This is a genomic window from Nocardiopsis metallicus (assembly GCF_014201115.1).
Lineage (GTDB): Bacteria > Actinomycetota > Actinomycetes > Streptosporangiales > Streptosporangiaceae > Nocardiopsis > Nocardiopsis metallicus.
In genome coordinates, this window is record NZ_JACHDO010000001.1 from 6,085,708 (window position 1) to 6,111,329 (window position 25,622).

Genomic DNA, 25,622 nt, shown 5'->3' on the forward strand with positions numbered 1-25,622 from the left:
CAGTATCGGCCCCGGCCCCGGCCCGGGCTCAGTAGTAGACCGCGAGCGGTCCGTTCGGGCCGTCGACGACGTTCACCGGGGTCTCGAACACCCGGGTGAGGACGTCGTCGGTCATGATCTGGGCCGGGGTGCCGAACTCCACCACGGAGCCGTCCTTGACCGCGCAGATGTGGTCCGCGTAGTGGCCCGCGAAGTTGATGTCGTGCAGCACGATCACGATGGTCCGGTCGAGCTCCTCGGCCGCGCGGCGCAGGTGCTTCATCATCTGCACCGAGTGGCGCATGTCGAGGTTGTTGAGCGGCTCGTCCAGCAGCACGTACTCGGTGTCCTGGGAGAGCACCATCGCCACGTAGGCGCGCTGGCGCTGCCCGCCCGAGAGCTGGTCGAGGTAGCGGTCCTCCAGGTCGGTGAGGTCCAGGAAGTCGATCGCCCGGCTCACGATCTCCTCGTCCTCGACCGTCATCCGTCCCTTGGAGTAGGGGAAGCGCCCGAAGGCGACCAGCTGGCGCACGGTCAGCCGGGTGATGAAGTGGTTCTCCTGGCGCAGGACCGAGACGATCTTGGCCAGGTCCTTGGAGGCCGTCTTGGTCACGTCGTACCCGGCGACCTCGATGGTCCCCTCGTCGATGCCGAGCAGGCGGCCCACCATCGTGAGCAGCGTCGACTTCCCGGCGCCGTTCGGCCCCACCAGGGCGGTCAGACCGCCCTCGGGGATCTCCAGGTCCACGGGGCCGATCGCGACCTCGCTGCTGTACTCCTTGCGTACACCTTTGAGGGTGATCACAGTCGGCCCTTTCTGAGGATGACGAACAGGAACACCAGGCCGCCGACGAGCTCGATGATGATCGAGACCACGCCGTTGGCGTAGAAGATGTTCCGCATGACGAAGTAGGCGCCGCTGAGCACCACGAAGCAGGTCAGCGCGGCGACCGGGAAGACGTAGCGGTGGTCGTGGGTGTCGGCGAACTGGTAGGCGAGGGTCGCCACCAGGAAGCCGAGGAAGGTCATCGGCCCCACCAACGCGGTCGAGACCGCCATGAGGATCGACACCAGGAACAGCACGCGCATGGTCTCGCGGCGGTGGTTCAGCCCCAGGCCCGTGCTGGCGTCCCGCCCCAGCGCCACGATGTTGAGCCGGCGCGAGCTCAGCACCAGCAGGGTCGCGGCGGCCAGGCACAGCGGGACCGCGACCGGCAGGTAGGAGGCGTCGGCGTTGGAGACGTTGCCGAACAGCCGGGCGGCCAGCACGTCGAACTCGCTCGGGGTGAGCAGCCGCTGCATGAAGGTGGAGATCGAGGCGAGGCCGCCGCCGATGATGATGCCGATCAGCAGCATCACCTGGAGGTTGCCGTACCTGCCGGACAGCAGCCAGCCGTACAGCAGCATGGCGAACCCGACCATGACCGCGATCTGCAGCAGGAACTGCGAGACCCCCTGGATGGCCAGGATCCCGGCGACGCCCAGGAAGTACACGGCGCTGGTCTGGACGGCGATGTAGAGCGCCTCGAACCCCATGATGGACGGGGTGATGATGCGGTTGTTGGTGACGGTCTGGAAGCTCACCGTGGCGATGGCCTGGCAGATCGCCACCACGGCCATGACCACGATGTTGGTGGCCCGCATCTGGGCGATGCGCCAGAAGCCGTCCGAGCCCACCGGCATCGGGTTGTCCCAGGCCAGCAGGCCGAAGGCGAACCCGACCGCCAGTACCGAGAGCACCGTGACGATGGTCCAGTAGCGGCGGCGGGCGCGCCCGGCGGGCAGGGTTCGGGACGTGCGTTCAGGGCGCTCGGCGGCCGCGGCGGGCTCGGCGCGTTCGGGCGGTGCGGCGAGCGGCTCGGTCACCCGGGGCGGTCGCGGGGCACCCGGAGGGCTTGCGGGGGAAGCGGTCGACTCAGCCACGGCGGCGCTGCCTCAACAGGAGAAGGATGAACACGGCGGCGCCGACGACCCCGAGGATGAGGGAGACGGGCACCTCGAAGGGCATGATGATCGTCCGGCCGATCAGGTCGCACACCGTCACGATGCCGATGCCGAGCAGGCACACCCACGGCAGGTTGCTGCGCAGGTCGTCGCCGCGCAGCATCGAGACGATGTTGGGCACGATGAGCCCGAGGAACGGCAGGTTGCCCACGACCACGGTCACCACGCCGGTGGCGATCGCGATCAGGCTGGTGCCCAGCAGAATGACCCGGTTGTAGTTCAGGCCGACGTTGGTGGAGATCTCCTGGCCGAGCCCGGCGACGGTGAAGCGGTCGGCGATGACGAACACCGCGACGGCCACGAGCGCCACGATCCACAGCATCTCGTACTGTCCCCGCAGTACCGAGGTGAAGCTCCCGGCGAACCACACGCCCAGGTTCTGCAGCATGTCGGTCTGCAGCGCGATGAAGGTCGACACCGCGCTGACCACGGCGCCCAGCATGATGCCCACGATCGGGACGATCAGCGAGGAGCGCAGGGTGACCCGGCGCAGGAACAGGAAGAACACCATCGTGCCGATGAACGCCGCCACGACGGCACCGAACATGCGGGTGCCGATGCTCGCCCCGGGGATCAGGATCATCACGGTGAGCAGGCCCAGCCCGGCCCACTCGGTGGTGCCGGTGGTGGTCGGCTCGACGAAGCGGTTCTGTGTCAGCAGCTGCATGATCAGCCCCGACATCGCCATCGCGGCGCCCGCCAGTACGAGGGCGATCGTGCGCGGGATGCGGGTGATCGCGAACATCTCGCCGCCGCCCTCGGCGCCGAAGACGTCGTACACGCCGGTGGTCAGGGAGAGCACGAGCAGGGCGGCCACGACGGCGATACCGACGAGCAGCTTCCAGTCGAAGAGCCGTCCGGGGCGCCGGGTGCGCGAGAGCTTCGGGGACGCGGCCGGGGGCGCGGTCTTCATGCGGGATCGACCTCCGCACAGCGGCACGCGCCGACGGTGGCGGGGGCACCGCCGTCGGCGCGCGTCGAACGGGTGGGGCGGATCAAGCCTGGGCCTCCAGCGCGTCGGCGAACGCGTTGAAGAACTCGGTGTAGGTCTGGATGCCCTCGTTGGTGTAGGTGTCGATGGGCATGTAGACGATCTGCTCGTTCTCGACGGCGCTCACGCCGGCGAGCGCCTCGGACTCGGACAGGATCTTGTCGGCCTCCTCGTACCCGGCCTCGTCGACGGCGACGGCGGCGTCGCGGTCCATCACGAGGATCCAGTCGGGGTTGGAGTCGGCGATGGCCTCGACGGAGATGTCGTCGCCCTGGTGGTCGTCGCTGGCACCGTCGACCTCCAGAGCCGGGGTGAGACCGAAGATGTCGAAGGCCGGGCCGAGGGTGCGGCCGACGCCGGGGGCCAGGTAGCCGATCTCGCCGCCGGAGGTGGTGACGGCCATGACGCTGGCGTCCTCGTCGTAGGCGTCGTTGACCCGCTCGACGGCGGCGTCGAACTCCGCGACGAGCTCGGCGGCCTCGTCCTGCTTGTCGAAGACCTCGCCGAGCACGGTGATCTGGCGCTTGAGCTCGGCGTCGAAGGGCTCGCCCTCACGCGGTTCGAGCTCCAGGATCGCGGCGTCGGGCACGAGGGAGGCGATGTCGTCCTGGTGCTGGGTGAAGCGCTGGCCGTTGACGACCAGGTCCGGCTCGGCGGCGACGATCGACTCGAGGTCGGGCTCGTTGTGTGTGCCGATGTCGATGATCGAGTCGTCCTGCGTGTAGCCGATCGTGTCGGGCATGAGCGAGACGGCGGCGGCCGACAGCTCGATGTCCCAGTCCGAGAGCGTCTCGAAGGTGCGGTTGTCGAGTGCGACCACCGACGCGGGCGGCGAGGCCACCGTCTGCGTGCCGTTGTTGTCCTCGACCTCGACCGTGGTGCCGTCAGCGGCGGCGGAGCCGTCGGAGTCCTGTGCGTCGGTCGAGCATCCGGCCAGGACCAGGGAGGATGCCAGAATGAGCGAGAGCGCCGTGACGGGACGACCAGGGGACTTCATGGTGGTTTCTCCTTCAATTGCTGACGACGAAGGAGAGCCTAACCTAACACTTTTGCGTTATGTACAACGGAGTCCCGTTTGAGAGGTTGTCCTCAGTTTCTACCGCCCTGAACAGCGCTGATGTACGGGCTCGGTGCGGGTCAGGGCGTCATGGCGAGGATGACGGCGGTCACCGGTAGGGCCACCAGGATCAGGATGGTGACCGTCCACGCGATAGTCGGGTTCACCGGCGGCGGGTCGTTCTTCGCCCTGTCGGTCGGCCGCTCCGTCGGCGGTCTCGCCGGGCTGTTCGCGGGCGGGTGGGGCGGTCGGCTCGGCAGAACACGGGTCGGTTCGTCGGAGGGGGCGGGCCGGGGAAGCGTGCGCGGCGCCGCCGGTGCCGCCGGTGCCTTCGGCACTGTCGGCGCCTCGGCGGGTTCGGGGGCGGGTTCAGGCGCGGGCTCGGGTGCGCGGCCCAGTAGGCGGTGCAGCACGTCGATGGCGGTGGGCCGGTCGGCCGGGGCCTTGGCCAGGGCCTGGGCGACCAGCGGACGCAGGTGCTCGGGCAGTCCGCTCAGGTCGGGTTCGACGTGCAGGACCCTGTGCAGGACCCCCGGTACCGTGGCGGCGTCGAAGGGTGGTTTTCCGGTCGCCGCGAAGACCATCACCGCGCCCCAGGCGAACACGTCCGTGGCCGCGTTGACCCGGCCGTCCGCGAGCTGCTCGGGCGACATGAACCCGGGCGTGCCGATGGTGGGGCGGGTGAGGGTGCCCGCGCCCTCGGTGATCTGGGAGATGCCGAAGTCGATCACCCGTGGTCCGCCCGGGGCCATGAGTACGTTCCCGGGCTTGAGATCGCGGTGCACGATGCCCGCCTCGTGCACCGCGACCAGGGCGGTCGCCGTAGCCACCGACAGCCGCATCAGGTCGCCGCCGTCCAACGGACCGCCGTCCGCCACCGTCCGGTGCAGGGTGGGGCCCTCCACGTACTCGCTGATGATGTGGGCGGGCTCGGAGTCGAAGTCGGCGTGCAGCACGGCCGCCGTGCAGAAGGAGGTCACCAGACGCGCTGCCTCGGCCTCGCGTTCGAATCTTCGGCGCACCTCGGGGTCGGCCATGCCCCCGGGGTCGAGGGTCTTGACCGCGACCTGAGTCCCGTCGGCCTGTTCGGCCAGGTAGACGGTGCCCTGGCCGCCGGAGCCGAGCCGTCCCAGCAGGCGGTGGCCGCCGAGACTCTCGGGGTCATGGGGGAGCAGGGCTTTCAGTGGGGGCGTCACGGGGCACCTTCGGCTCGGGGCGGCGTCCCGCCCGAGGGCAGGGGCGGCACTGTCAAGATACCGAAGGTCCTCCTGTCCTCCCAGGCCCCGCCGGGGCGGGGCGGTCGGGGGATCGCGGCCGTGAGGGAGCTCCGCGATACCGACGCTGACTATACTTTTAAATATATATAGCGAAGTATACTTATGCAGGGTATGGAGCCCTCCAGGCGGGTGACCAGCAGGTAGCAAAGCAAGGGGAGCGAAAAATCAGGGGTGCAGGCACCCCCATCCCGCGTCGTGCGAGCGCCATGGAACCGCGGCCCGCTTCGGCCTAGCGTTGGTTTATCGGGGCCACCGGAGTCGGAGGCACCATCAACGTCGGGGGAGTGGCAGTACCCATGCCCAACAACACCACAGGAACCCGAGAAACCGACCAGGGGGCCACGAAGGTCAGGGGTAGTGACTTCGCCCGGCTGTCCCGTCGGATCCAGGACGCCGGACTCATGGAACGCACCCCCGTCTACTTCGCGGTGCGACTGAGCCTCATCGCCCTGGCCTTCGTCGGCTCATGGGTGGCGTTCTTCCTGATCGGGAACTCGTGGTGGCAGATCGTCACCGCCGTCGCCATGGCCGCCGTGTTCGGCCAGGTGGGGCTGGTCTCCCACGAGCTCGCGCACCGTCAGATCTTCAACGGTCGCCGCCTCAGCGAGGCCGTCGGCCGGGTCGTCGGCAACCTCGGCATCGGCCTGGGCTACGGCTGGTGGCAGGACAAGCACACCCGCCACCATGCCAACCCCAACCACGAGGAGCACGATCCGGACGTCAACCCGGACCTGTTCGTGTGGTCTGAGGACCAGGCCAGGAAAGCGCGGGGCATCCCCGCCTTCCTCGGCCGCTACCAGGCCTTCCTCTTCTACCCGCTCCTGCTGCTGGAGGGGCTGAACCTGCACGTCGGCAGTGTGCGGGCGCTCTTCAAGCCCTCCACCAAACAGCGGGTCCTGGAGGGCGCGCTGCTGGCGGGGCACTTCGTGCTCTACCTCGGTGCGATCATCATCGTCCTCGACCCGCTCCAGGCGGTCGCGTTCATCGCGGTCCAGCAGGGGCTGTTCGGGGTCTACCTGGGCTGCATCTTCGCGCCCAACCACAAGGGCATGCCGACCCTGAAGAAGGGCGAGAAACTCGACTTCCTCCGCAAGCAGGTACTGACCTCGCGCAACGTCCGCGGCGGCGGCTTCACGGACCTGGCGCTCGGCGGGCTCAACTACCAGATCGAGCACCACCTCTTCCCGAGCATGCCCAGCCCCCACCTGGCCAAGGCCCAGCCGATCGTGCGCGACTACTGCGAGGAGATCGGGGTGTCCTACCACGAGACCGGTTTCGTCCGTTCGCACGTCGAGGCCATCACCCACATGCACGAGGCGGGCGCCCCGCTGCGCGCGAGGACACCCGCCGGATGATCCGGGCCGCCGCCGTACCGGTCGTCTAGGACGAGCCCCAGGCCTCGGTCATGGCTTTGACCGTGGCGACCACCGCCGCGTGCCGGCCCAGCACGTCGAGTGTGTGGGCGTGCCGGTCCCGGTCGTAGGAGGCGGTGGCGTCCGCGGCGACCACGGTGCGGAAACCGAGCTGGAAGCCGTCCCGTACGGTGGCGTCAACGCAGCAGTCGGCGGTCAGACCGCACACGGCCAGCCAGGTGACCCCGTGGCCGCGCAGTCGCTCCGCGAGGTCCGTGCCGTGGAAGGCCGAGTAGCGCCGCTTGACGACGACATCCTCACCCGGGGCGGGCGCGACCCCGAACCACTCCGCGCCGGAGGTACCCGCCACACACGGTTCCTGTGCGAGCCTGGTCTCCCGCGGCTCCCGGGCGATGCCGCGCAACCAGAGCGAGGACTCCCACGGCTCGTCGGCATCCTGCTCCAGGGCCACCCAGACCACCCGGATCCCGGCGGAGCGCGCGGCCCGGACCAGCTCCGCGACGCGCTCCACCGCCCCTGTGATTCGGTCCTGGTCGCTCTCGGCGAGCCAGGGGAGCCGATCCGGGGCGGCGAAGTCCCGCTGGACGTCGATCACCAGGAGCGCGGCCTCTCCCCGAGGGGCGGGCAGAGGCCGGAGGCCCCCGGACACGTCGGTGATGAGCCCAGTCACCGCAGGGCCTTTTCGGGTTGGAGCAGCGGCATGACCCGTTCCCCGAAGGCCCGGAGGTCGGCGTGGTAGTCCGGGAAGATCAGCATCAGCCCGTCCAGCTCCGCCTCCTCGACCAACTCGCGCACCCGCGCGGCCACCGTTTCCGGTGAACCCGTGACGAACGGGGTCTGGAACACCTCGTCCGCCGGGCAGTCGGCCGTCAACGACAGCGCCTTCTCCAGGGGTAGGCCCCAGGAACGCTTCATGTTGACGATGGCCTCGACGTCGGCGCCCCGGCCGAACTCGGCCCTGCGGGCCTGGGCCGCGGCGTCGGTCTCGTCCATCACCACGGTGAGCATCGAGTAGGTGCGGATGCTCCGCCCCTGCTGCTCGGCCCCCTCCTTCACGCGTCGACTCGCCTCACGCAGTCCGGGAAGGTCCTGGGCGGTGAGGAAGGAACCGTCGCAGTGGCGGGCCTGGAACCCCAGACCGGCGGGGGAGCGCCCCGCGCCGATCAGGGTGGGCGGAGGGGCCGGGTGCGGTAGCGAACGGCAGTCGTCGAGCTGGAGGAACTCGCCGTCCATCGTCACCGAGTCCTCGGTCCACAGGCGCCGCAGCGCGGTGGCCCACTCCTCGGTGTACCGGTAGCGGTCGGCGTGGTCCAGGTCCTGTCGCCAGAGCCCCATCTGCTCGAACTCGCGCGCGTAGGCGCCGACGACGATGTTCATCCCGGCGCGCCCGCCGCTGATCTCCTGGAGCGTGGTGAACATCTTGGCGGCCAGAGCCGGGTGGAACAGGTTGGTGTGTACGGTCGCCCACACCTTGACGCGTTCGGTGGCCTCGGCGAGCCCCGCCATCATCGTCATGGACTCCAGGGTGTGTTCCCAGTGCGCGGTGGTTCCGCCGTAGCCGCGCCACTTGCCCATGGACATGACGAAGTCGAAACCGTGGGCCTCGGCGAGGACCGCGGCCTCGCGGTTGTACTCGTAGGTCGCCTCCGGGTGCGGAGCGGTCTCGGACACGATCCAGCCGCCGCTGCCGATCGGGAGGAAGATCCCGTACTCGGTCGCGTCGGCCGGGGTCCCGTATGGTGCTGCCAACGTGGGCTCCTCTGTCGTCCCTGTTCGAGTGATTCCTGTCCGGGCGTTCCCCGCCCGGCCGGTCACTCCTCGACGGGCCAGACGACCTCGGTCGCCACGTGGACAGCCTCCAGGTAACGCGGCTCGAAGAGCGGCTCCAGGTCCGGCAGGTTGTCCAGGGCGCCGTTGTCCAGGAGCGTCTGGCCCTCCTGCTCGGTCATTCCGAGGTCGATGTAGCCGTTGGGCTGGTCGTCCGGGGTGGAGGCGCCGACGAGCTCGCGTTCGGTGTTCCACACCTTCAGGTTGTGCTCGGTGTCGAACCCGGCCTCGTCCAGGTCAGCGGCGTACTGCACGCACTCCTCGCCGTTCTCCGTGCAGTGCTCGAAGGCCTTGGCGATGGCGCGCAGGAAGTCCTCGACGACGGTGGGGTGCTCCTCGGCCCACTCCGGGTTGGTGGCCATCACACCGAACGAGCCGACGACCCCGAAGTCCTCCGGGAGCCATTCGGTGTAGTCCTCGTCCATGGCGTCGAGCTGGTGGGGCTCGTTGGAGCGGAAGCCCGTCAGCGCCTGGACCTGGTCCCGGGGCAGGATGCTGGGGTCGTAGCCCGCCTCGACCTGCTCGATGGAGTCGACGTCGACGCCGGCGGAGACGAGCATGGCCTCCAGCGGTGCCGGGATCATGCTCTGGTGGCCGAGGGTCTGTCCCTCCAGCTCCGTGAGGTCCTCGATGCCGGTTCCGGTGAGCAGCGAGGAGATGGGGACGTGGCCGTAGGTGGCGATGCCGATGACCTCGTGGTCGCGCTCGTTGGCCTGGAGGACCTCGGCCTCGTTGCTGGTGGGGGTGAAGTGGGCGGTGCCCGCCGAGACCAGCTGGGCGTTGCCCATGACGTCGCCGTTGCCCGGCTGGATCTCCACGTCCAGGCAGAGGGCGTCGAAGAGGTCGAGGCCGTCCGCGGCGATGACCTCCAGCTGGGTGACGGAGGCCTGGTAGTGGTAGCCGGTGATGTAGGTGATCGTTCCGGCGGCGGCGTTGGTCTCGCAGCGCTCCTCGTCGATGACCGAAGCGGCCCGGGGAGCGTCTCCCGGGTCATCCGTACCGCAGGCCGAGACGAGGAGACCGGTGGTCAGGAGCGCGGCGATCGGTCTGAGGTGCCGGGGGCGGGGGCGGGGGTGGCTGGGGGCGGGGGCTGGCATGTGTGTTCCGTTCATCGTGAGGGTTCTTGCTGGGAGTCGTGCCAGAACAGCAGTCGGCGTTCGACCGCTGTGACCAGCGCGAGCATCAGGACACCCATCGCGGCCAGGCAGGTGATGGCCGCGTAGACGTAGTCCAGGCGGGCGGTGGCCGCGGAGTTGCGGATCATCGTCCCCAGGCCGCCGGAGGACCCGGCGGCGACGAACTCCGCGACCACGGCACCCACGATGGACAGGGGGAGCACCACCCGGAGGGCGGCGAGGGTGTACGGAAGGCTGCTGGGGATCCGCAGGCGGAACAGCACTTCCAGGCGGGAGGCGTGCAGGGTCTGGAAGACGTGCAGGACCGGGGAGGGGACCGAGCGCAGGCCGGTGGCCACGTTGATCAGCACCGGGAAGAAGGTGATGATCGCGGTGACCACGACCTTCGGGGTCATGCCGAACCCGAAGGCCACCACCAGGGCCGGGGCGATGGCCACGACCGGGGTCACGTTGAGGACCACGGCCAGGGGCATGAGCGCCCGCCGGACCAGCGGGATCTCCGACATCAGGAGAGCGAGGACGAAGGCGGTCCCGGCGCCGAAGGCCACACCGACGAGGGCGATCCGGAGGGTGGCCCAGGCGTTGCCCAGGAAGAGCAGCGGGTCGCCGACCAGGGTTCGGCCGACCTCGGACAGCGCGGGCAGGATGTACGGGTGTTCCTCGGCCACCGCCGACCAGGCGAAGCCGAGGACCACCAGGAGCACGGCGGTGGGCAACCAGACGGCGGGGCGGAGCGGGGAGCGCCGCCGGGCACCGGAGCGCCGCGGGGCGGTGCGCCCGGCCCCGGCGGACCGGGCCCGGCCGAAGAGGGGCCAGCCGAGGAGGTGCTGGCCGAGGAGGGGCCGCCCGGAGCGGCTCCGGCCGGGGTGAGCGCCATCGGGGGCGGTGCCGGGGGCGTTCCCGGCCGATGGCTCGGGGGCGGGCCCGTGGGTCGGGGCGGCCGCGTTCGTCCTCTGCTTCACCGGACACCCGCCGGGGGGATGAGGTCGTCGGGCGCGGCACCGCTCTCCCAGGCGCTCTGGAGGCAGGTGCGCACGCGCCGCTCCAGGTCGTTGGTCCGCAATCCGCTCACGACCTCCCGGTCCCTGGGCCGGGGCAGGTCGATGGGCAGGACCTCGTGTACGCGGCCGGGCCGGGCGGACATCACCACGACCCGGTCGGAGAGCGTGACCGCCTCGTGCACGGAGTGCGTCACGAACACGACCGTGGTCGCCCGGCTCTGCCACAGGGCCAGGAGCTGGATCTGGAGCGCTTCCCGGGTGAACTCGTCGAGGGCGGAGAACGGCTCGTCCATGAGCAGTACCTCCGGCCGGAGCCCGAAGGCACGGGCGATCGCCACTCGCTGGCGCATGCCCCCGGACAGCTCGTGCGGGTAGCGGTGGGCGGCGTCGTCGAGACCGACCGCGCGGAGGAGTTCGTCGGGGGAGTCCCCGTTTCGCGGTGCCCGCCGGTTGACCTTCGAGGGCAGGGCCACGTTCTGGCGCACGGTGAGCCAGGGCAGCAGGGCCGGTGTCTGGGGGACCAGGCCCACCGCCTTGCGTCGGCACAGTTCGCGCGGGCTCTCCCCGAAGAGGGAGACGCTCCCGTCGTCGTGGCCCTCCAGGCCGGCGATCACCCGCAGGAGGGTGGACTTGCCGCAGCCGCTGGGGCCGATGAGGCTGACGAAGTGGCGGTGCCCGATGTCGAGGTCGATCCCGGACAGGGCGGGCCGTTCGGGGTCGCCGCCCGGATAACGCTTGGTGAGGCCCCGTATCTCGATGTGATCGTCGGTCACGTCGGGTCCGTGACCGGAATCGGAGCGTTCGTTTGCGGGGTACGGAATTCCACCGTGCGCCCTCCGTGTGAGCTGTCCTGGGCAGGGTCGGGCCAGGACGTCGTGGGAGAGCGGGCGGAAGCGGCGAAACGGTCGACGGCCCGCGGGGTCGTTGACCCGTCAAAGCTAGAAGTGAGGCGTCACCGGCCGGTGAACAGTTGATCACGGAGGGGTATCGGGGTGGTGATGTCTCCCTCGGGGGAAACGACGACCACGGCGATGCGAGTGTGCCGTAGGGCGATCGTGAGCCAGGCGTCGGCGCTGAACAGCCGAGCGGCCTCGGGGCTCACCGCCAGGAGGGGGTGGGCGCTGGGGAAGGTGCTGTCACGCAACCACAGCAGTTTGAAGGCGTTCGAGATGATCTTGTTGCGGTGGCTGGACTTGAGCTGTCCCCGTATCCGGGTGCTCTGGACGAGCACGTTGGGCGGGTCGCCGTCGGCTCCGTCCACGGCGACCCGCGTCCCGTCGGGCAGGGAGAACTCGCGTGGCGCGAGCCGCAGGCCGAGTTGCTCCGCGAGCGCGTCGACCAGATCCGGGCTGCCGACTCGGGCGGTGCCGTGGGACGGGGAGCCTTTCGCGCAGGGGGTCATGGAGGGACGATATTACACACAGGCCCGACGGGACCGGCCTTGTGCAGTTGTGCGCGTCACCCCTCCCCGCTCGGCTACCGTTCGCCCTGGTCCCAGCGGAAGAGGCGGACGGCCAGGGCGGTGAGGACGGCCGCGGTGCCCAGGACGACCAGCACCGAGAGCCAGGTCGGGTGGAGCTGCTCCCAGCCCGGGGTCAGGGAGAGGAAGAGGTCGGCGAGGAAACTGGGCGGAAGGTAGCTGACCGCCTTCGCCAGGCTGTCCGGGAGCATGCCCATCGGCAGGAACATGAAGGACAGCATGATCGACACCATCTGCACGAACAGGCTCGTGTTCTGGGCGGAGTCGGTCCCGCCCGCCACCCCGCCGATCAGGTAGCCGGCGGCGCCGAACATCAGCAGGCCCAGCACGGAGACGCCGAACAGGGCCGGGATGTCGGCGGGGGCGATGTGGCCCAGGGTTGTGCCTGCCGTGACGAGCACGACCAGCTGGACCGCGACCAGTCCCAGCCGGACCGGCATGTGGGTCAGGAGGAAGCGGGTCCGGCCGACCGGGGTGGTGCCCAGCAGCCGGAGGGAACCCTGGGCGCGCAGGGTCGCGAGGGGGCTGGCGGTCGCGGTCAGCGGTGCGCTGGTCATGGTCAGCAGGAGCAGCATCGGGACGATCATCTGCCCGAAGGTCAACCCGGCACCGGTTTCGGCTTCGGGGATGGTGTGGGCTATGGCGAGGAACAGCGCACCCAGGGCCAGGGGCAGGATCAGGGCCGGCAGGAAGTTGCGGCGGTCGCGGAGGAACTCGCGGGTGTGTAGCCCCAGGAGTTCGCGGGTGGCGGAGAGCGGGGGCGCGGCGGCCGTGACCGGGCCCGTGGTGGTGGAGTTCGGCCCCGCGGGGGTGGAACGCGTGTTCATCGGGTCTCCTGCGTGGTCTCGGCGTCTGTCTCGGTGTCGGCGTCGGCGAGGGAACGGCCGGTGAGGTCGCGGAAGACCTGTTCCAGACCGAACCCCAGCCCTCGGTCGGCCTGCTCGGGGGCGTGGCGGGAGACCAGGTCGGCCGGGGTGCCCAGGGCGGCGAGGCTGCCCCGGTCCAGGAGTGCGACCCGGTCGCACAGCTCGGCGGCCTCCTCCATGGAGTGGGTGGACAGCAGGACGGTGCCGCCGCCGTCCCGGTGGCCCCGGACCGCCGCCCACAGGTCGAGGCGGGCGTTGGGGTCCATGCCGGTGGACGGTTCGTCGAGGATGAGCAGCTCGGGCCGGGAGACCAGCGCGGTGCCGACCAGCAGTCGTTGGCGCTGGCCGCCGGAGAGCCGGTGCACGCGCACGTCCCGTGACGCGGTCAGGCCCATGCGTTCCACCACCTCCTCGGGGCCGGCGGGGTCCGTGTGGAGCGAGGCCCACAGGCGCAGGGTCTCCATGACGGTCTGGTGCTCGAACAGCGCGGCCTGCTGAGGTTGGACCGCGACGCGCTCGCGGACCTCGGCGCGCCGACGGACCGGGTCCAGGCCCAGGACCCGGGCGCGGCCCTCGGTGGGGGCGCGCAGCCCGGTGAGGATTTCGATGGTGGTGGTCTTGCCCGCGCCGTTGGGGCCGAGAAGGCCCAGGATCTCGCCGTGAGCGGCGGTCAGGTCGATTCCGGCGAGCGCGGTCACCGTGCCGTACCGCTTGACCAGTCCGGTGGCCTCCAGCGCCGGTGCGTGGTGGCTCATGTGCTGCCTTCCGTAGGGGATGCTTCTCTTTCAGGGTGGCAATTACTTTCCAACTTGGCAAGTGTTTCTCGCGGGGAAAGTGAATCGGCGGGGCGGCTAGGGTGATCCGGGACACGAAGAGGGGGCTCGGGGTTGAGCTCAACATTGGTTGAGGTCCTAACGTCGGGCAGACCGCATCGAACCTGGAGATCGAACCTGGTGGAGGACGCCGTGACTTCCCAAGCCCCCCAACGCGCGACCTGGCGGGCGTGGCTGGCCCTCGCCGTCATGACACTTCCCCTGGTCATGGCGGCCACGGACATGACCGTGCTGTTCATGGCCCTGCCCGCGATCGCCGCCGACCTCGCGCCGGGCAGCACCCAGATGCTGTGGATCCTGCACGTGGGGGAGTTCCTCGCGGTCAGCCTGGTCCTCACCATGGGCTGGCTGGGCTCCAAGATCGGACGCCGCCGCCTGCTCATGACCGGGGTGGCCGTCTACGGGACCGCCTCCCTGGTCGCGGCCTTCGCGCCCACCCCGGAGGTCCTGATCGCGATGCGGGCCCTGATGGGCATGGCCGCGGCCACGATGACGCCGAGCATCCTCGGTATGCTCCGCGTGGCCTTCACCGACGCCCGCCAGTTCTCCGTGGCGGTCGCGGTGGTCATGAGCTCCTTCTCCGCCGGGATGGCCCTGGGACCGCCGCTGGGCGGGATCGTCCTCGAACACTTCTCGTGGGGCGCGGTCTTCCTGATCAACGTCCCGGTCGCCGTGCTCCTGCTGGTCAGCGCGCCGCTGCTGCCCGGCCACCGGGAGCGGGTCGAGGGGAGCGTGGACCTGCTGAGCGTCCTGCTGTCCATGGGGGCGATCATCAGCGTGATCTTCGGGCTCCAGGAGATCGCCGACCGGAGCGCCTCGGGCGCGGAGGGCCCCGTGTGGCCCTACCTGATCCCGGTGGCGGTCGGCCTGGTGCTCGGAACACTGTTCGTCCGCAGGCAGCTGCGCCTGCCCGAACCCCTCATGGACATGCGGCTGTTCGCCGTCCCCGCCTTCGCCGTCTCGCTCGGCGCCATGCTGTTGATGCTCCTGGCCTACGGCGGCGCGGACATGCTGCTGGTGCAGTACTTCCAGAGCTCGCTCGGGCTCTCACCCGCCGAGACCGGTCTGCTGATGGTCGTCCCGGCGCTCGCCTCGATCGTCGGCGGGATGGCCTCGCCCCTGCTGATCCGCTGGATGCGCCCCTCCGCGGCCATGGGCGGCGGTCTGCTCGTGGCCTCCGCAGCCGGAGGAGCCTTCGCGCTCCTGGCAGGACAGGTCGGCGCTCCCGTCCTGATCGGCCTGGCCACGGTGATGGCCACGGCCCTGGGCCCGCTCTTCACCCTCGCGATCAACCTCATCGTGGTCAGCGCCCCGGTCCGCAAGGCGGGGTCGGCGGCGGCGATGGGCGATGTCGCGGGCGGCTTCGGAGCCGCGCTCAGCATGGCCTTCCTGGGCAGCATGGCCGCGATCGTCTACCGGCGGGGCCTGGGCGGCGCCGGGCTCGACGACCTGCCCGGACCGCTCCGGGAGGAGGCCGGGGAGAGCGTCGGCGGGGCCATGGGCGTGGCCGAACAACTCCCGGCCGAGGAGGCGGGGCAGCTGCTGGACGCGGCCTTCGGCGCCTTCACCACGGCGGTGCAGTTCGGCTACGGCTTCGGTGCGCTCGTCCTGGCCCCGGTGGGCGTGGCGGTGCTGTGGCTGCTGCGCCACACCCGCCTGGACGCCACCGAGGAGACCGGTGCGGGCGGTGCCGAGACCGGGGCCGAGGACGACGAGGGCGGCAGCGGAGAGGGCGCGGTGGCTCGGGAGAAGGCCCCGGCGGCCACCGACTGACACCCCCCGGAGCTTCCGAGGTCAGGCTAGGACCCACCAGAGGCCGAGCGCCGCGCTCATACCCAGTTCGGGTGCGCAGTGCCCGAGGTAGGCGGGCCAGACCGAACCGCTCCGTGCCCGCACCCAGCCCAGGATCACCGCGGAGATCAGCGAGAACAGCAGTAGACCGAGGCTGACCGTCATCCCGTCGGGGCCGTAGAGGAAGCCGTGCCAGAAGGAGAACCCGAGCGAGGTCAGCACCAGACCCCAGCCGACGGGGGCGCCGAAGAACCGCCACGGGGTGCCCAGAGCCCGGTCCAGTACGGCCAGGATCGCGCCGCGCCACAGCAGTTCCTCGGTGAGGTTCGGGTAGGTGGAGTCGAACAGCAGGCGCTCACCGTCCACCGGTTCGGCGGGGTCGCCCTGGAGCCACAGGGCGAACAACAGCAGGCCCATGATCACCAGGAAGAACAGGGCGATCACCGTCACGACGGGACGGACCGAACCCGGCTCCCACCGCCAGCGGAGCCCGGCCTCCTCGCGGGCCCACCGGCGCAGCACGAGGAAGAGCACGACCAGCCACACCAGCTCGATCAGCTTGCCCTGCCAGTTCCAGTCCAGGTCGGCGAAGAACCCCACCCGGGGCAGGAAGAGCGCGACCATGCTGACCGCGACCAGCGCCGCGGCCACCACCAGGGCGCGCGGGCCGCCGGGGCGGCCGCGCACCGCCAGCCAGGCCACCGGGGCCAGCGCCGTGAAGCCGATCGCCAGGTTGACCAGCATGATCCACAGGGCCTCGGAGGTCTGGCGCACACCGCCCAGGAGGACCACCAGGACGAGTGCGACCGCGAGCACGGCGAGGACCGGGGGAGCCAGCGCCAGGTGGCGGCGGGGTGCTGGTTCCTGATGTCGGCGAGCATGACCACCTCTGGGCCGGGGGAAGGGGCGCGGCACTCCAGTGTCTGTTCTCGCCGGCCCGACCGACAGTCCCCCCATCGGAGGACACGGAGAGTGTGGTCAACACGTCGGAGCACCGGGGTGGGAGCACGGCTGCGGACGGAGCCGAGCCATGTCAGGGGGCTGGGGTGGGCGTACGCGGTGCCTGAGGGGGAAAGGAGTGACATGTTACGGTTTCACCCCTTTGTGTAGCCACTCTCCCTCTCCGCCACCCCGTTAGAGGCCGATGAAGTACCCCCGCTCACCCCAGCCGACCGAGCCCGCCGAAGTCACCGAGGCCGAGGCCGAGTACCCCCGAAGCGGGCGGACCGACCCACCTCCCAAGGCCGATACGGCGGGGAACGAGCGCGGCACTGTTGAGAAGAACACGGCCCCCGCCCAGGGCTCGGGCCCGGGACGGCTGGACGGGGTCGACCTGGCCCGGTGGATCGCCATCGCCGGGATGCTGGTGGTCCACTTCTGGGTGCCGTTCATGGACCCCGAACGCCCCATCGCGCACCTGATCGAGCAGTACGCCTGGGGCCGGTCCACTCTGGTGTTCGCCTTCGTGGCCGGGGTGTCCCTCGCCCTGCTCTCCGGGGGACGACGACCGCACACCGGGCGGCGGGGCGGCATCACCGCCAAACGGGTGGCGGTGCGCGGGGCCGCGCTCATGCTCATCGGCTGGGCGCTGAACGCCGTCATCGTGGCCGCGGAGTCCCACCTGACGGTGATCATCACCTACTACGGGCTCTACTTCCTGCTGGCCATCCCGTTCCTGCGGATGGCCGCGCCGTGGGTGGCGACCGCCGCCGCGGCCAGTCTGATCATCGGCCCGCAGCTGCTGTTCGCGCTGCGCCACTCCAGCGAGACCGGCGGGTGGATGGCCGACTTCGCGGGGTTCTGGAACGAGATCGACCCCGCCCAGCTGCTGGTCCACCAGGGGCTGCTGGAACTGCTGGTCTACGGCTTCTACCCGGCGCTGAGCTGCCTCGCCGCGGTGCTCGCCGGGATCGCCGTCGGCCGCCTGGACCTGCGCTCGGAGGTGGTTCGGCTGCGCCTGGCCTGTGCCGGGATGCTGGCCGCCTTCGTGGCCTACCGGGGCTCCTGGCACGCCTGGGAGACCTGGGGGATCGTGTGGGAACTGGGCCCGCGCGAGGAGGTCTCCGGGCCGGTCCCCACCGACGACGCCCGCTGGTTGCTGAGCAGTATGTCCCACACCTCCACCGCCCCCGAGGTGCTCGGCGGGATCGGGGTGGCCGCGGTGCTGCTGGTCGGCTGCCTGTACGCGGCCGAGCGCCTGCCCCGCCTGGTCGCGCCCTTCACGGCGGCCGGGGCCCTGGCGCTGACCGTCTACGTCCTGCACGCCCTGCTGCTGGCCTGGCAGGAGACCGTCGGCGAGGAGTCCGGGCGGATGGCGTACTGGGTCAACGGCAACGCGTCGGAGGTCTTCTTCGTGTTCGCCGTGGTGGGCGCCTTCCTCTGGCGCCGTACCGTCGGCCGCGGACCGCTGGAGGCAGGGGTGTCCCAACTGAGCAAGGTCGTGGTGCGCGATCGGGGCCAGGGGTGACCCGGGACCAGGGGCGACCCGGGACCAGGGGCGACCCGGGACCAGGGGCGACCCGGGGCCAGGGGTGACCCGGGGCCAGGGGTGACCGGGGCCGGATCAGGACTTCAACGCGGCCCGCAGCATACGCAGCTGGCCGACCTCGGCGGCGTTCTTCATCAGTTCGCTGTTGACCCACGCGGCGGTGTGCGCGTTGGTCTTGCCGTTCGCCCCCTGCCAGGGGAAGGAGGCGGGTGAGTCCAGGTCCATCTCGGACAGCGCCTCGATCCAGTCCAGGCCCAGCCCGCGGAGCCAGTCCACGGTCCGCTCCTCGCCCGGCCAGCGGATCTCGGCGCGCTCCTGCGGGGTGCGCCCCAGGGTGTGGTCGAGCGTGACCGTCCACCACCAGCCGATGTGCCAGGTCAGCCAGGCGATGGTGGGCACCGGGACGGGGTCGGGTTCGCTGTCGGCCCAGTCCGGGGTCCACACCCCGCCGGGGCCCTGGCGCAGGGTCCAGCAGAGTTCGGCGGGCTCCCAGAGGAAGTCGTCGGGCCGGAGGCGCTCCAGGTGGTACTCGAACAGCGCCCAGGTCATGTCGTACTGGTCGCGGAGCAGGTCACGGCGGTAATCAGGCATGGGCCCAACCTGTCACACCAGTCCCAGGAGTCACAGCTTCTTTTTTCCGGGTCAGCCTCTTGACCAAATGCGTAAGTCGATGCTTACATATTTGGTGTGGATGTCATGGAGGCGATCGGAGAGCCGAACCGGCGGCGCGTGGTCGAGGTGCTGGTGGCGGGCGAGCGCTCGGCCGGGGAGATCGCGGCCGGGTTCGACATCAGCCGTCCCGCCGTCTCACAGCACCTGCGCGTGCTGGTCGAGGCCGGGGTGCTGCGGGTGCGCAACCAGGGGCGGCAGCGGTTCTACTCGGTTGACTCGGCCGCGCTGGACGAGGTGGGCGACTGGCTCGAAGCCCAGCGCGGACGGTGGAACACGGCGCTCGACGCCCTGGAACGAGCCATGGACGAAGGAGAGTCATGACGACCTCGACCCCGACCCCGGATTCCCTGCGCGGAACGCTCGGCATCGGTGCGGACGGCGCGTTCCGGATCCGCTTCGAACGCGTGCTCGCGCACGCCCCCGAACGGGTGTGGGCATGGATCACCGAGCCCGAGAGGCTGGCGCTGTGGCTCCCCGGCTGCACGATCGACCCCAGGGTCAAAGGCGCGGTCGGCTTCGACTTCGGTGACGAGGGCGCGGCCACCGGGGTGGTCAGTGAGGCCGTCCCGCCGGGGGAGGGGGAGAAGGGGGTGCTCGTGCACACCTGGTGCTGGGAGGGCGTCCCCGACTCGCAGGTCCGCTGGACCCTGGAAGCCGTGCCCGAGGGGACCCGGCTCACACTCGTGCACGGTGAACTGCTCCCCGAGCCCGCCGCCGACTTCGCCACCGGCTGGCACGTGATGCTCGACGCCCTGGCGCTGGCGGCTGACGGCAGGCCCACTGATGACGCCTGGAACGCGGTCGGCGAGGTCGCCGAACTCTACGCCCCGGCGGAGCCCGGGGGTTAGGGCTCGGCGGGCTTGTGCGGGCGCGCCCTGCTCCCGCTCTTGTTCCTGCTCCGTGATCGCTGGAACAGGGTGGTTCAGGGGGCCTCGGCGGGTGTGCCCTGTCCCTCCCCCTGCCCCTCCTCCTGCCCATGCTCCTGTGCTTGCTCCTGTTCCGCGATGACCTGGAAACCAGCGAGCAGGCAGCGCAGACCGAACTCGAACCGGCTCTGGCTGAAGGGCACGCCACCTTCGCCCACGGCTTCGACGAGCGTCGTCGCCTCCAGGTTGGCCTGGTGGATCTCGGGGAGCATGTCCGGGGCGGGGTTCGGTACGCGGTCGACGGACTGCGTGTGGACGGTGGCGGCCCCGAGTACGTAGGCGTCCAGACTGTCGATCATGTCGAACTTGACCTGCGCGGGAAGTCCCGTGCCGTCGAAGACCCGCAGCGCCGAGTCCAGCCAGGTGACCGAGGCCGGGCCGAAGTCGTGGTTGGCCTGGCGCAGCTCCGTCACCCAGGGCTTCTCGCGGAAGGTCACCCAGTCCTTCCGGGCCCAGGCGGCCAGCTTTTCCAGCCAGGGGCCGGGCAGCTCGTGCGGGAGGCCGTCCTGGGCGATCACGCTGTCCAGGATCAGGGTCTCCAGCGCGGTGCGGTTGGCGACGTAGGTGTACAGGGTTCCGGGGGCGACCTCCAGTCGTTCGGCGAGGCTGCGCATGGACAGGGCGCGCAGCCCCCGGGCCTCGATGAGTTCCACCGCGGTGCTGACGATCCGCTCCCGGTTCAGCCGCCGCCGGGGGCCCGGCGTGCGGCGTCCTTCGGCGGCCCCGCCGTTGGTGGGGCCGCCGGTCTCGGGCTCGGGTGTGGTCGGCATGCGCCCAATCTAACCGCTGACCCGGGTCGCCTCCGCTGCCCCGGGAGCTCCGGTGGTCTACCGGCCGCTCAGCTGTCGTGGTCGTTTGCGCAGGCTCAGGCGGCGCAGCAGCACCTCGAAGGGTCCCCGCCTGCCACCGCGCTCCATGAGGGCGGCGACCACCACGGTGACCAGCCAGAGCCCGAGCGCGAACAGGGCCATGGTGAAGCTGGTCAGGTGGGCTCCCAGGCCCAGCCCCCAGGCGGAGAGCACCGGGACCAGCACGATCGAGTGGGACAGGTAGCCGCTCAGCGAACGCTTGCCCAGCGCGGCGACCGAGGTCACCACCACGGGCGGGCGTCCCCGGCGGGTGAGGAACCCGGAGAGCAGGACGAACAGCGCCACGTACCCCAGGCCGCCCGCGAGCCCGCTGGTCCAGGCGGTCAAGGTCATGGCCGTGTCGCTGAGCCCGTAGTAGGGGGCCGGGTCGAAGGCGCCCACGTGCTTGAGCGCTCCGGGCAGCGCACCGGCCAGGCCCAGGGCGGTGCCGATGACGGCCACGCGCCGGATGAGGGTGCGGTGCCGTTCGGGCTCCTCCAGGACGCGGTGCCGGGCCGCCCACATGCCGATCAGGATCGCGGTCGGCAGCACCACGCCGAAACCGTTGATGAACAGCAGCACGACCCAGGTGGGCAGCCGGAACAGCACGGAGACGAGGTAGTTCTCCTCCGCGGCACCGCTGAGCAGGTAGCGTGCGCCCCCGTCGGTGAGCGCGACGGCCTCCCCCGCCGGGCTGAGGACCGTGATCAGGGCCAGCGCCGCGGCGGCCGCCGCGAACACCAGGGCGAGCAGGCCGACCCCGGTGAGGATGCCCGCGCGCAGCCGCCGCTCGCTTCCGCGCAGGAACAGGGCGCACAGCACCAGGCCGATGAGGCCGTAGGCGGCCAGGACCTCGGTGCTCAGCAGCAGGGCGGCGTGTACGAAACCGAAGGCGAACAGCCAGCGGTTGCGGCTGCGGATGGTCGCGGCCGCCTCGTCCTGGGTGGCCCCGGCGGCCATCCGGCGGGTGAGGGTCTGGACGATCCCGTAGCCCACCAGGAAGGCGAAGAGCGGATAGACCCGCACGTCGAGCAGGGCGAGCATCAGGAACTGCGTGACGCTGTCCGCGACCGAGGTCGGGTCCGGGTAGTTGTCGGAACGCGTGTAGTCCCCGGCGTACAGGAAGAAGGCGGTGTTGGACAACAGGATCAGCAGGAGCATTCCGCCCCTGGCGAAGTCGGGTGCCAGTAACCGTGGCGCTGCCATCAGAGGTCCCCCGTCATATCTTTGAACACTGTTCAGAATTGTAGGCGGACCGCGGTCCGCCTACAAGGCCGGATCCGGCTGAGAGGGCTCGGGCGGGGGTCGGGCGATGGCCGGGTCGGGGCGGGCCCCGGGCGTCGAACGCGTCATGCGCGCGGTGGCCCGCGCCCACCACGAGACCGGCGTCCCCGTCACCGTGCACACCCGCCCGGTGTCCCCGTCACCGTGCACACCCACCCGGTGTCCCGGGCGGGGCTGCTGGTCAAGCAGGTCATGTGCGATGAGGAGGACGTGGATCCGGCCCGCGTCCTCCTGGGCCACATCGGTGGCACCACGGGCGCCGACCACCTCGCCCGGCTCGCCGACGCCGGGTTCGTCCTGGGCATGGGCCGCTTCGGCCTGAACTTCGACACCGCCTTCGAGGCCCGCGCGGACCCCCTGGTGCGGATGTGTGAGCGGGGCTACGCCGAACGCATGGTGCTCTCCCAGGACGCCGCCTGCTTCAACGACCGGCTCGCCCCGAACGTGGTGGCCTTCCTGCCCCAGTGGAACCACCTCCACCTGGGCGAGGAGGTCCTCCCGCGCATCCGCGAGCGCGGCGTGTCGGAGGCCCGGATCGAGGCGATGCTCGTGGACACCCCAGGGCGTTCTTCGGGGGCGGTCTCCCCGAGTACTGACCCTGTGCGCGACCTCCATCGGGCCTCTGGCCCTGTCGGTCCCCCGGCCTGCGCCGGGGGTCCGTTTTTCTGTCTCCACAGTGATGTGTGATTGACGATGGTGTGTGGCGCACACTATCGTGTGGAGCATGAAGCAAGACGAGCTCCTGGCCGGACACCTTCAGGAACTGCGGCGCGGCACGGTGGTGCTGGCCTGCCTCGCCACGCTGGGGCGGCCGCGCTACGGCTACGCCCTGCTGGAGACCCTGGAGAAGGCCGGGTTCTCGGTGGACGGAAACACGCTCTACCCGCTGCTGCGGCGGTTGGAGAAACAGGGCTTGCTGACCAGTGAGTGGAACACCGAGGAGGCGCGGCCGCGCAAGTTCTACCAGGTCAGCCCGGACGGTGAGGCACTGCTCGAACAACTGACGCGGGAGTGGCACGTGCTGGACGGCGCGATCCGGGCTCTCGGACGAAGGGAAACCGATGAGTGAAGGCAAGACCGAATCCACGCTGACCGACCGCTACGTCTGGAGCGTCACCCGCCACCTCGACTCGGAGGCCGGTCCGGACGTGGCCCGTGAACTGCGCGGGTCCATCCTGGACACGATCGAGGCCAAGGTCGAGGCCGGTACCGACCCGGCCAAGGCCGAGGTGGAAGCGCTCACCGAGCTGGGCGATCCCGACGCGCTGGCCCGTGAGTACGGGGACCGTCCCCGGTATCTGATCGGGCCGGGGTTGTACCCGGGCTACGTCCGTCTGCTGAGGACGCTGCTGGGGATCCTGCTGCCGCTCGGACTCGGGGCGGTGCTGCTGGAGCGGCTGCTGTCCGGTGCCGACGGCTTCGGGGACACCGCGCTGGCCGCGGTGGGCACCCTGTTCGTGACCGCGGTGCACGTCTGCTTCTGGGTGACCCTCGCCTACGCGGCGGTGGAGCGGGCCCGCCCCGCGGACAAGCGGGAGGAGCCGCTGCTCGCCTGGGACACCAAGCAGTTGCCGGAGGAGACGCCGTGGCGCCAGGTCGGGCTGGGGGAGACGCTGTTCCAGGTGGCTCTGCTGGGACTGGTGATCTTTCTCCTGACGTGGCAGTTCACCGGGGTCTCCGACCCGTCCTCACAGGTCCAGGTGCTCAACCCGGACCTGGCCCGGCCCTGGGCCGTGCTGCTGGTGGGCCTGATCGCGGTCGAGGCCGCCGTGGCCGTCGGCGTCTGGTGGGCCGGCCGGTGGACCCCGGCGCTGGCCGTGGGCAACGTCCTCGCCGGGGCCACCTGGGCCACCGTGGCCGTGTGGCTGCTCCTTCGGGACCAGCTGATCGTCCCCGACCTCCCCGAGCGCTTCGGCGCGGTCTTCGACGTCCCCGCCGACTGGTCGGTGGCCACCTTCCCGATCGCGGCCGCGGTGGTCGCGATCGCTGTCTGGGACATCGCCTCCTGCCTCAACAAGACCCGCCAGGCCGCCTTCCGCGCCTGAGCTTCCGGTTGACCGGCTCGGCCCTCGCTCTGGTCGAGCCGTGTCGGTCCCGGATGCCGGACCGGGTACGACCCAGGAAGACGCGGCCCGTGCCGCCGCTGCCGAGGACAGGGGTGAGGCGGTGGGGGCCGGTGCGCTGGGGTCGTTCGGGCCGAGGGGCTGCACCCGGTCCGCTTTCGTGGGGGTCTGGGGGGGGGCTGGGGGCTGGGGGCCGGACCCACCGTAGTGATGCGGCTGCGGGACGCTTGGTTCCCCCGTGGCCGGCGCACGTGAGAGGGGCCCGGACGACAGTGTTTCTGGAAACACTGATCCGTCCGGACCCCGTGGCCTGATCGCCTGCACCCGATCAGCCCTGTTCACTGCCCTGCGGCAGCTGGCTCACAACAGGAACAGGCTCGCCACCCAGATCGCCGCGAAAGCGGCCACGCCCTCGATGAGGGTGGCCACCGTGAGGGTCCGGTAGGCGGTCGCGACCGGGACGCGGCTCAGCTGCGAGACGACCCAGAAGTAGGAGTCGTTGGCGTGCGAGACCACCATCGCACCGGCCCCGATCGCCAGCACGCTGAGGACCATGCCCTCCGGCGACCCCAGGCCCAGCGAGCCGAGCATGGGCGCGACCATCGCCGAGCTGCTCACGATCGCCACCGTCGACGAACCCTGGGCGGTCTTGAGCGCCGCCGCGATCAGGAACGGTACGGCCAGGCCGATGCCCAGACCGCTGAGGTTGTCCGAGAGGAACTCGGTCAGCGGGGAGGCGGCGAGCACACCGCCGAAGGCGGCACCGGCACCGGTGATGAGCAGGATCGGCGCGGCGATGCGCACGGAGTCGTTGATCTGCTCGTTGAACCGGGCGAGCTTGCCGTGGCCGCGCAGCAGTGTCACGGCGCAGATCAGGCCGAGGGTGAGCGCGATGACCGGGGTGCCCAGGAAGGACACCACGTCGAACAGGGTTCCGTCGCCGATCGGCCGCGCGGGCAGCTTCACCACGGACCCGACGCAGATCAGGACCAGCGGGAGCAGGATCGGGAAGAAGGCGAGGAAGCCGTTGGGCAGCTTGCCGTAGCTCTCGCGCAGCTCGTCGTAGGACTGCTCGCTGATGTCAGCGGCGTCCTCGGCCGGGAGCGGGGCGAAGTCCTTGCGGGAGAAGAAGCTCGCGTAGGCCAGACCGGCGAGCGCGGCCACGACGGAGACGGGCAGACCGACGGCGATGATCATGCCGAGGTTGTCGGCGACGCCGATGTTCTCGGCGGCCGCCAGCGGACCCGGGGTCGGCGGGACCAGGGTGTGCGTGGCGTACAGGCCGGTCATCAGCGCGATCGAGGTGGCCAGCGCGGACACCCCGGTGCGCAGGGTGATCGCCTTGCGCAGCGAGTTCAGGATGACGTACCCGGAGTCGCAGAACACCGGGATGGAGACGATGTAGCCGATGAGCGACATCGTCAGGTTCGGGAACCGGGTGCCGAGGATCCTGATCAGGCTCTCGGCCATCGCGATCGCGGCGCCGGAGCGCTCCAGGATCACGCCGATCATCGTGCCGAAGAGGATGACCAGACCGATGTTGCCCAGCGTGGTGCCGAACGTCGTGGTCACGGTCGGGATGATCTCCACCAGCGGGAGCCGGTAGAGGAACGCGCCGAGGACGGCGGCGCCCATCAGCGCCAGGAACGGGCTGACTTTCCACCTCGCGGTGACGAGCACGATGCCCGCCACCAGCAGGAGGAGAATGACGAGGTCAAGCAAGGGA

The 25,622-nt window shown here is 70.5% G+C and carries 26 protein-coding genes; 8 read left to right on the plus strand and 18 right to left on the minus strand.

What is annotated here, in order from left to right:
• Window positions 1-28: 28 nt before the first annotated feature.
• The 5 genes from HNR07_RS26715 to HNR07_RS26735 form a co-directional block, all read right to left on the minus strand.
• Window positions 29-784 (minus strand): iron ABC transporter ATP-binding protein, encoded by a 756-nt coding sequence (locus tag HNR07_RS26715; RefSeq protein ID WP_184367593.1) that lies wholly within the window; start codon window positions 782-784, stop codon window positions 29-31.
• Complete coding sequence (locus HNR07_RS26720) at window positions 781-1,845, minus strand: iron chelate uptake ABC transporter family permease subunit (protein ID WP_184367596.1); 1,065 nt, start codon at window positions 1,843-1,845, stop codon at window positions 781-783. Before HNR07_RS26720 ends, HNR07_RS26715 begins: the two co-directional genes overlap by 4 nt.
• Window positions 1,846-1,894: 49 nt before the next feature.
• Window positions 1,895-2,896 (minus strand): ABC transporter permease, encoded by a 1,002-nt coding sequence (locus tag HNR07_RS26725; RefSeq protein ID WP_184367599.1) that lies wholly within the window; start codon window positions 2,894-2,896, stop codon window positions 1,895-1,897.
• A gap of 82 nt (window positions 2,897-2,978) precedes the next feature.
• Window positions 2,979-3,971, minus strand: a complete 993-nt coding sequence (locus HNR07_RS26730; RefSeq protein ID WP_184367602.1) for a siderophore ABC transporter substrate-binding protein — start codon at window positions 3,969-3,971, stop codon at window positions 2,979-2,981.
• Window positions 3,972-4,111: 140 nt separating this feature from the next.
• The gene (locus HNR07_RS26735; RefSeq protein ID WP_184367605.1) at window positions 4,112-5,227 is read right to left on the minus strand and encodes a serine/threonine-protein kinase; all 1,116 of its coding nucleotides are present in this window, start codon (window positions 5,225-5,227) and stop codon (window positions 4,112-4,114) included.
• A gap of 377 nt (window positions 5,228-5,604) precedes the next feature.
• Here HNR07_RS26735 and HNR07_RS26740 point away from each other — a divergent pair, with 377 nt between their 5' ends.
• A complete protein-coding gene (locus HNR07_RS26740) occupies window positions 5,605-6,663 on the plus strand; it encodes a fatty acid desaturase family protein (protein WP_184367608.1) in 1,059 nt (352 codons plus the stop codon).
• A 25-nt stretch (window positions 6,664-6,688) separates the two neighbouring features.
• Here the strand turns inward: HNR07_RS26740 and HNR07_RS26745 are convergent, their stop codons facing one another.
• The 8 genes from HNR07_RS26745 to HNR07_RS26780 all read right to left on the minus strand — a co-directional run bounded on the left by HNR07_RS26745 (window position 6,689) and on the right by HNR07_RS26780 (window position 13,746).
• Window positions 6,689-7,351 carry a cysteine hydrolase family protein gene (locus HNR07_RS26745; protein WP_184367610.1) on the minus strand — a complete coding sequence of 221 codons (663 nt, stop codon included), beginning with the start codon at window positions 7,349-7,351 and terminating at the stop codon, window positions 6,689-6,691.
• Window positions 7,348-8,430 (minus strand): LLM class flavin-dependent oxidoreductase, encoded by a 1,083-nt coding sequence (locus tag HNR07_RS26750; RefSeq protein ID WP_184367612.1) that lies wholly within the window; start codon window positions 8,428-8,430, stop codon window positions 7,348-7,350. The genes HNR07_RS26745 and HNR07_RS26750 overlap by 4 nt, the downstream gene beginning before the upstream one ends.
• A gap of 62 nt (window positions 8,431-8,492) precedes the next feature.
• A complete protein-coding gene (locus HNR07_RS26755; RefSeq protein ID WP_184367615.1) occupies window positions 8,493-9,605 on the minus strand; it encodes an ABC transporter substrate-binding protein in 1,113 nt (370 codons plus the stop codon).
• Window positions 9,606-9,616: 11 nt separating this feature from the next.
• Window positions 9,617-10,606 (minus strand): ABC transporter permease, encoded by a 990-nt coding sequence (locus HNR07_RS35960; RefSeq protein WP_184367618.1) that lies wholly within the window; start codon window positions 10,604-10,606, stop codon window positions 9,617-9,619.
• Complete coding sequence (locus HNR07_RS26765; protein ID WP_184367621.1) at window positions 10,603-11,418, minus strand: ABC transporter ATP-binding protein; 816 nt, start codon at window positions 11,416-11,418, stop codon at window positions 10,603-10,605. The genes HNR07_RS35960 and HNR07_RS26765 overlap by 4 nt, the downstream gene beginning before the upstream one ends.
• Window positions 11,419-11,597: 179 nt before the next feature.
• Window positions 11,598-12,047 carry a hypothetical protein gene (locus HNR07_RS26770; protein WP_184367624.1) on the minus strand — a complete coding sequence of 150 codons (450 nt, stop codon included), beginning with the start codon at window positions 12,045-12,047 and terminating at the stop codon, window positions 11,598-11,600.
• 74 nt (window positions 12,048-12,121) lie between these two features.
• On the minus strand, window positions 12,122-12,952 hold the full coding sequence (locus tag HNR07_RS26775; protein ID WP_184367626.1) for an ABC transporter permease: 831 nt from the start codon (window positions 12,950-12,952) through the stop codon (window positions 12,122-12,124).
• A complete protein-coding gene (locus HNR07_RS26780) occupies window positions 12,949-13,746 on the minus strand; it encodes an ABC transporter ATP-binding protein (protein ID WP_184367629.1) in 798 nt (265 codons plus the stop codon). The genes HNR07_RS26775 and HNR07_RS26780 overlap by 4 nt, the downstream gene beginning before the upstream one ends.
• 267 nt (window positions 13,747-14,013) lie before the next feature.
• On the opposite strand from HNR07_RS26780, the gene HNR07_RS26785 reads away from it, so the two are divergent.
• Window positions 14,014-15,597, plus strand: coding sequence for an MFS transporter (locus HNR07_RS26785; RefSeq protein WP_221319900.1), 1,584 nt, complete (start codon window positions 14,014-14,016; stop codon window positions 15,595-15,597).
• 21 nt (window positions 15,598-15,618) lie between these two features.
• On the opposite strand, the gene HNR07_RS26790 is transcribed toward HNR07_RS26785, so the two are convergent.
• A complete protein-coding gene (locus HNR07_RS26790; protein ID WP_184367635.1) occupies window positions 15,619-16,431 on the minus strand; it encodes a CPBP family intramembrane glutamic endopeptidase in 813 nt (270 codons plus the stop codon).
• Between the two features lie 328 nt (window positions 16,432-16,759).
• Between HNR07_RS26790 and HNR07_RS35725 the strand changes: the two genes are divergently transcribed.
• Window positions 16,760-18,082 (plus strand): heparan-alpha-glucosaminide N-acetyltransferase domain-containing protein, encoded by a 1,323-nt coding sequence (locus HNR07_RS35725; protein ID WP_184367638.1) that lies wholly within the window; start codon window positions 16,760-16,762, stop codon window positions 18,080-18,082.
• A gap of 96 nt (window positions 18,083-18,178) precedes the next feature.
• On the opposite strand, the gene HNR07_RS26800 is transcribed toward HNR07_RS35725, so the two are convergent.
• Window positions 18,179-18,694 carry a DinB family protein gene (locus HNR07_RS26800; protein WP_184367641.1) on the minus strand — a complete coding sequence of 172 codons (516 nt, stop codon included), beginning with the start codon at window positions 18,692-18,694 and terminating at the stop codon, window positions 18,179-18,181.
• A 105-nt stretch (window positions 18,695-18,799) separates the two neighbouring features.
• On the opposite strand from HNR07_RS26800, the gene HNR07_RS26805 reads away from it, so the two are divergent.
• Entirely contained in the window at window positions 18,800-19,096 is a 297-nt protein-coding gene (locus tag HNR07_RS26805) for an ArsR/SmtB family transcription factor (protein ID WP_221318945.1), read from the plus strand.
• A complete protein-coding gene (locus HNR07_RS26810; RefSeq protein WP_184367647.1) occupies window positions 19,093-19,623 on the plus strand; it encodes an SRPBCC domain-containing protein in 531 nt (176 codons plus the stop codon). The genes HNR07_RS26805 and HNR07_RS26810 overlap by 4 nt, the downstream gene beginning before the upstream one ends.
• Window positions 19,624-19,697: 74 nt before the next feature.
• Here the strand turns inward: HNR07_RS26810 and HNR07_RS26815 are convergent, their stop codons facing one another.
• Window positions 19,698-20,471, minus strand: a complete 774-nt coding sequence (locus HNR07_RS26815; RefSeq protein ID WP_184367650.1) for a TetR/AcrR family transcriptional regulator — start codon at window positions 20,469-20,471, stop codon at window positions 19,698-19,700.
• Between the two features lie 57 nt (window positions 20,472-20,528).
• Window positions 20,529-21,755 carry a DUF418 domain-containing protein gene (locus tag HNR07_RS26820; RefSeq protein ID WP_184367653.1) on the minus strand — a complete coding sequence of 409 codons (1,227 nt, stop codon included), beginning with the start codon at window positions 21,753-21,755 and terminating at the stop codon, window positions 20,529-20,531.
• A 222-nt stretch (window positions 21,756-21,977) separates the two neighbouring features.
• On the opposite strand from HNR07_RS26820, the gene HNR07_RS26825 reads away from it, so the two are divergent.
• From HNR07_RS26825 to HNR07_RS26835, 3 genes are read left to right on the plus strand one after another with little or no spacing between them, the layout of a single operon-like run.
• On the plus strand, window positions 21,978-22,520 hold the full coding sequence (locus HNR07_RS26825; RefSeq protein ID WP_312893990.1) for a phosphotriesterase family protein: 543 nt from the start codon (window positions 21,978-21,980) through the stop codon (window positions 22,518-22,520).
• 37 nt (window positions 22,521-22,557) lie between these two features.
• Window positions 22,558-22,902: a PadR family transcriptional regulator gene (locus HNR07_RS26830; RefSeq protein WP_184367656.1), complete on the plus strand. Its 345-nt coding sequence runs from the start codon at window positions 22,558-22,560 to the stop codon at window positions 22,900-22,902.
• The gene (locus tag HNR07_RS26835) at window positions 22,895-23,878 is read left to right on the plus strand and encodes a permease prefix domain 1-containing protein (protein ID WP_184367658.1); all 984 of its coding nucleotides are present in this window, start codon (window positions 22,895-22,897) and stop codon (window positions 23,876-23,878) included. Before HNR07_RS26830 ends, HNR07_RS26835 begins: the two co-directional genes overlap by 8 nt.
• Before the next feature lie 378 nt (window positions 23,879-24,256).
• Here the strand turns inward: HNR07_RS26835 and HNR07_RS26840 are convergent, their stop codons facing one another.
• On the minus strand, window positions 24,257-25,618 hold the full coding sequence (locus HNR07_RS26840; protein ID WP_184367661.1) for a GntP family permease: 1,362 nt from the start codon (window positions 25,616-25,618) through the stop codon (window positions 24,257-24,259).
• Window positions 25,619-25,622 lie beyond the last annotated feature (4 nt).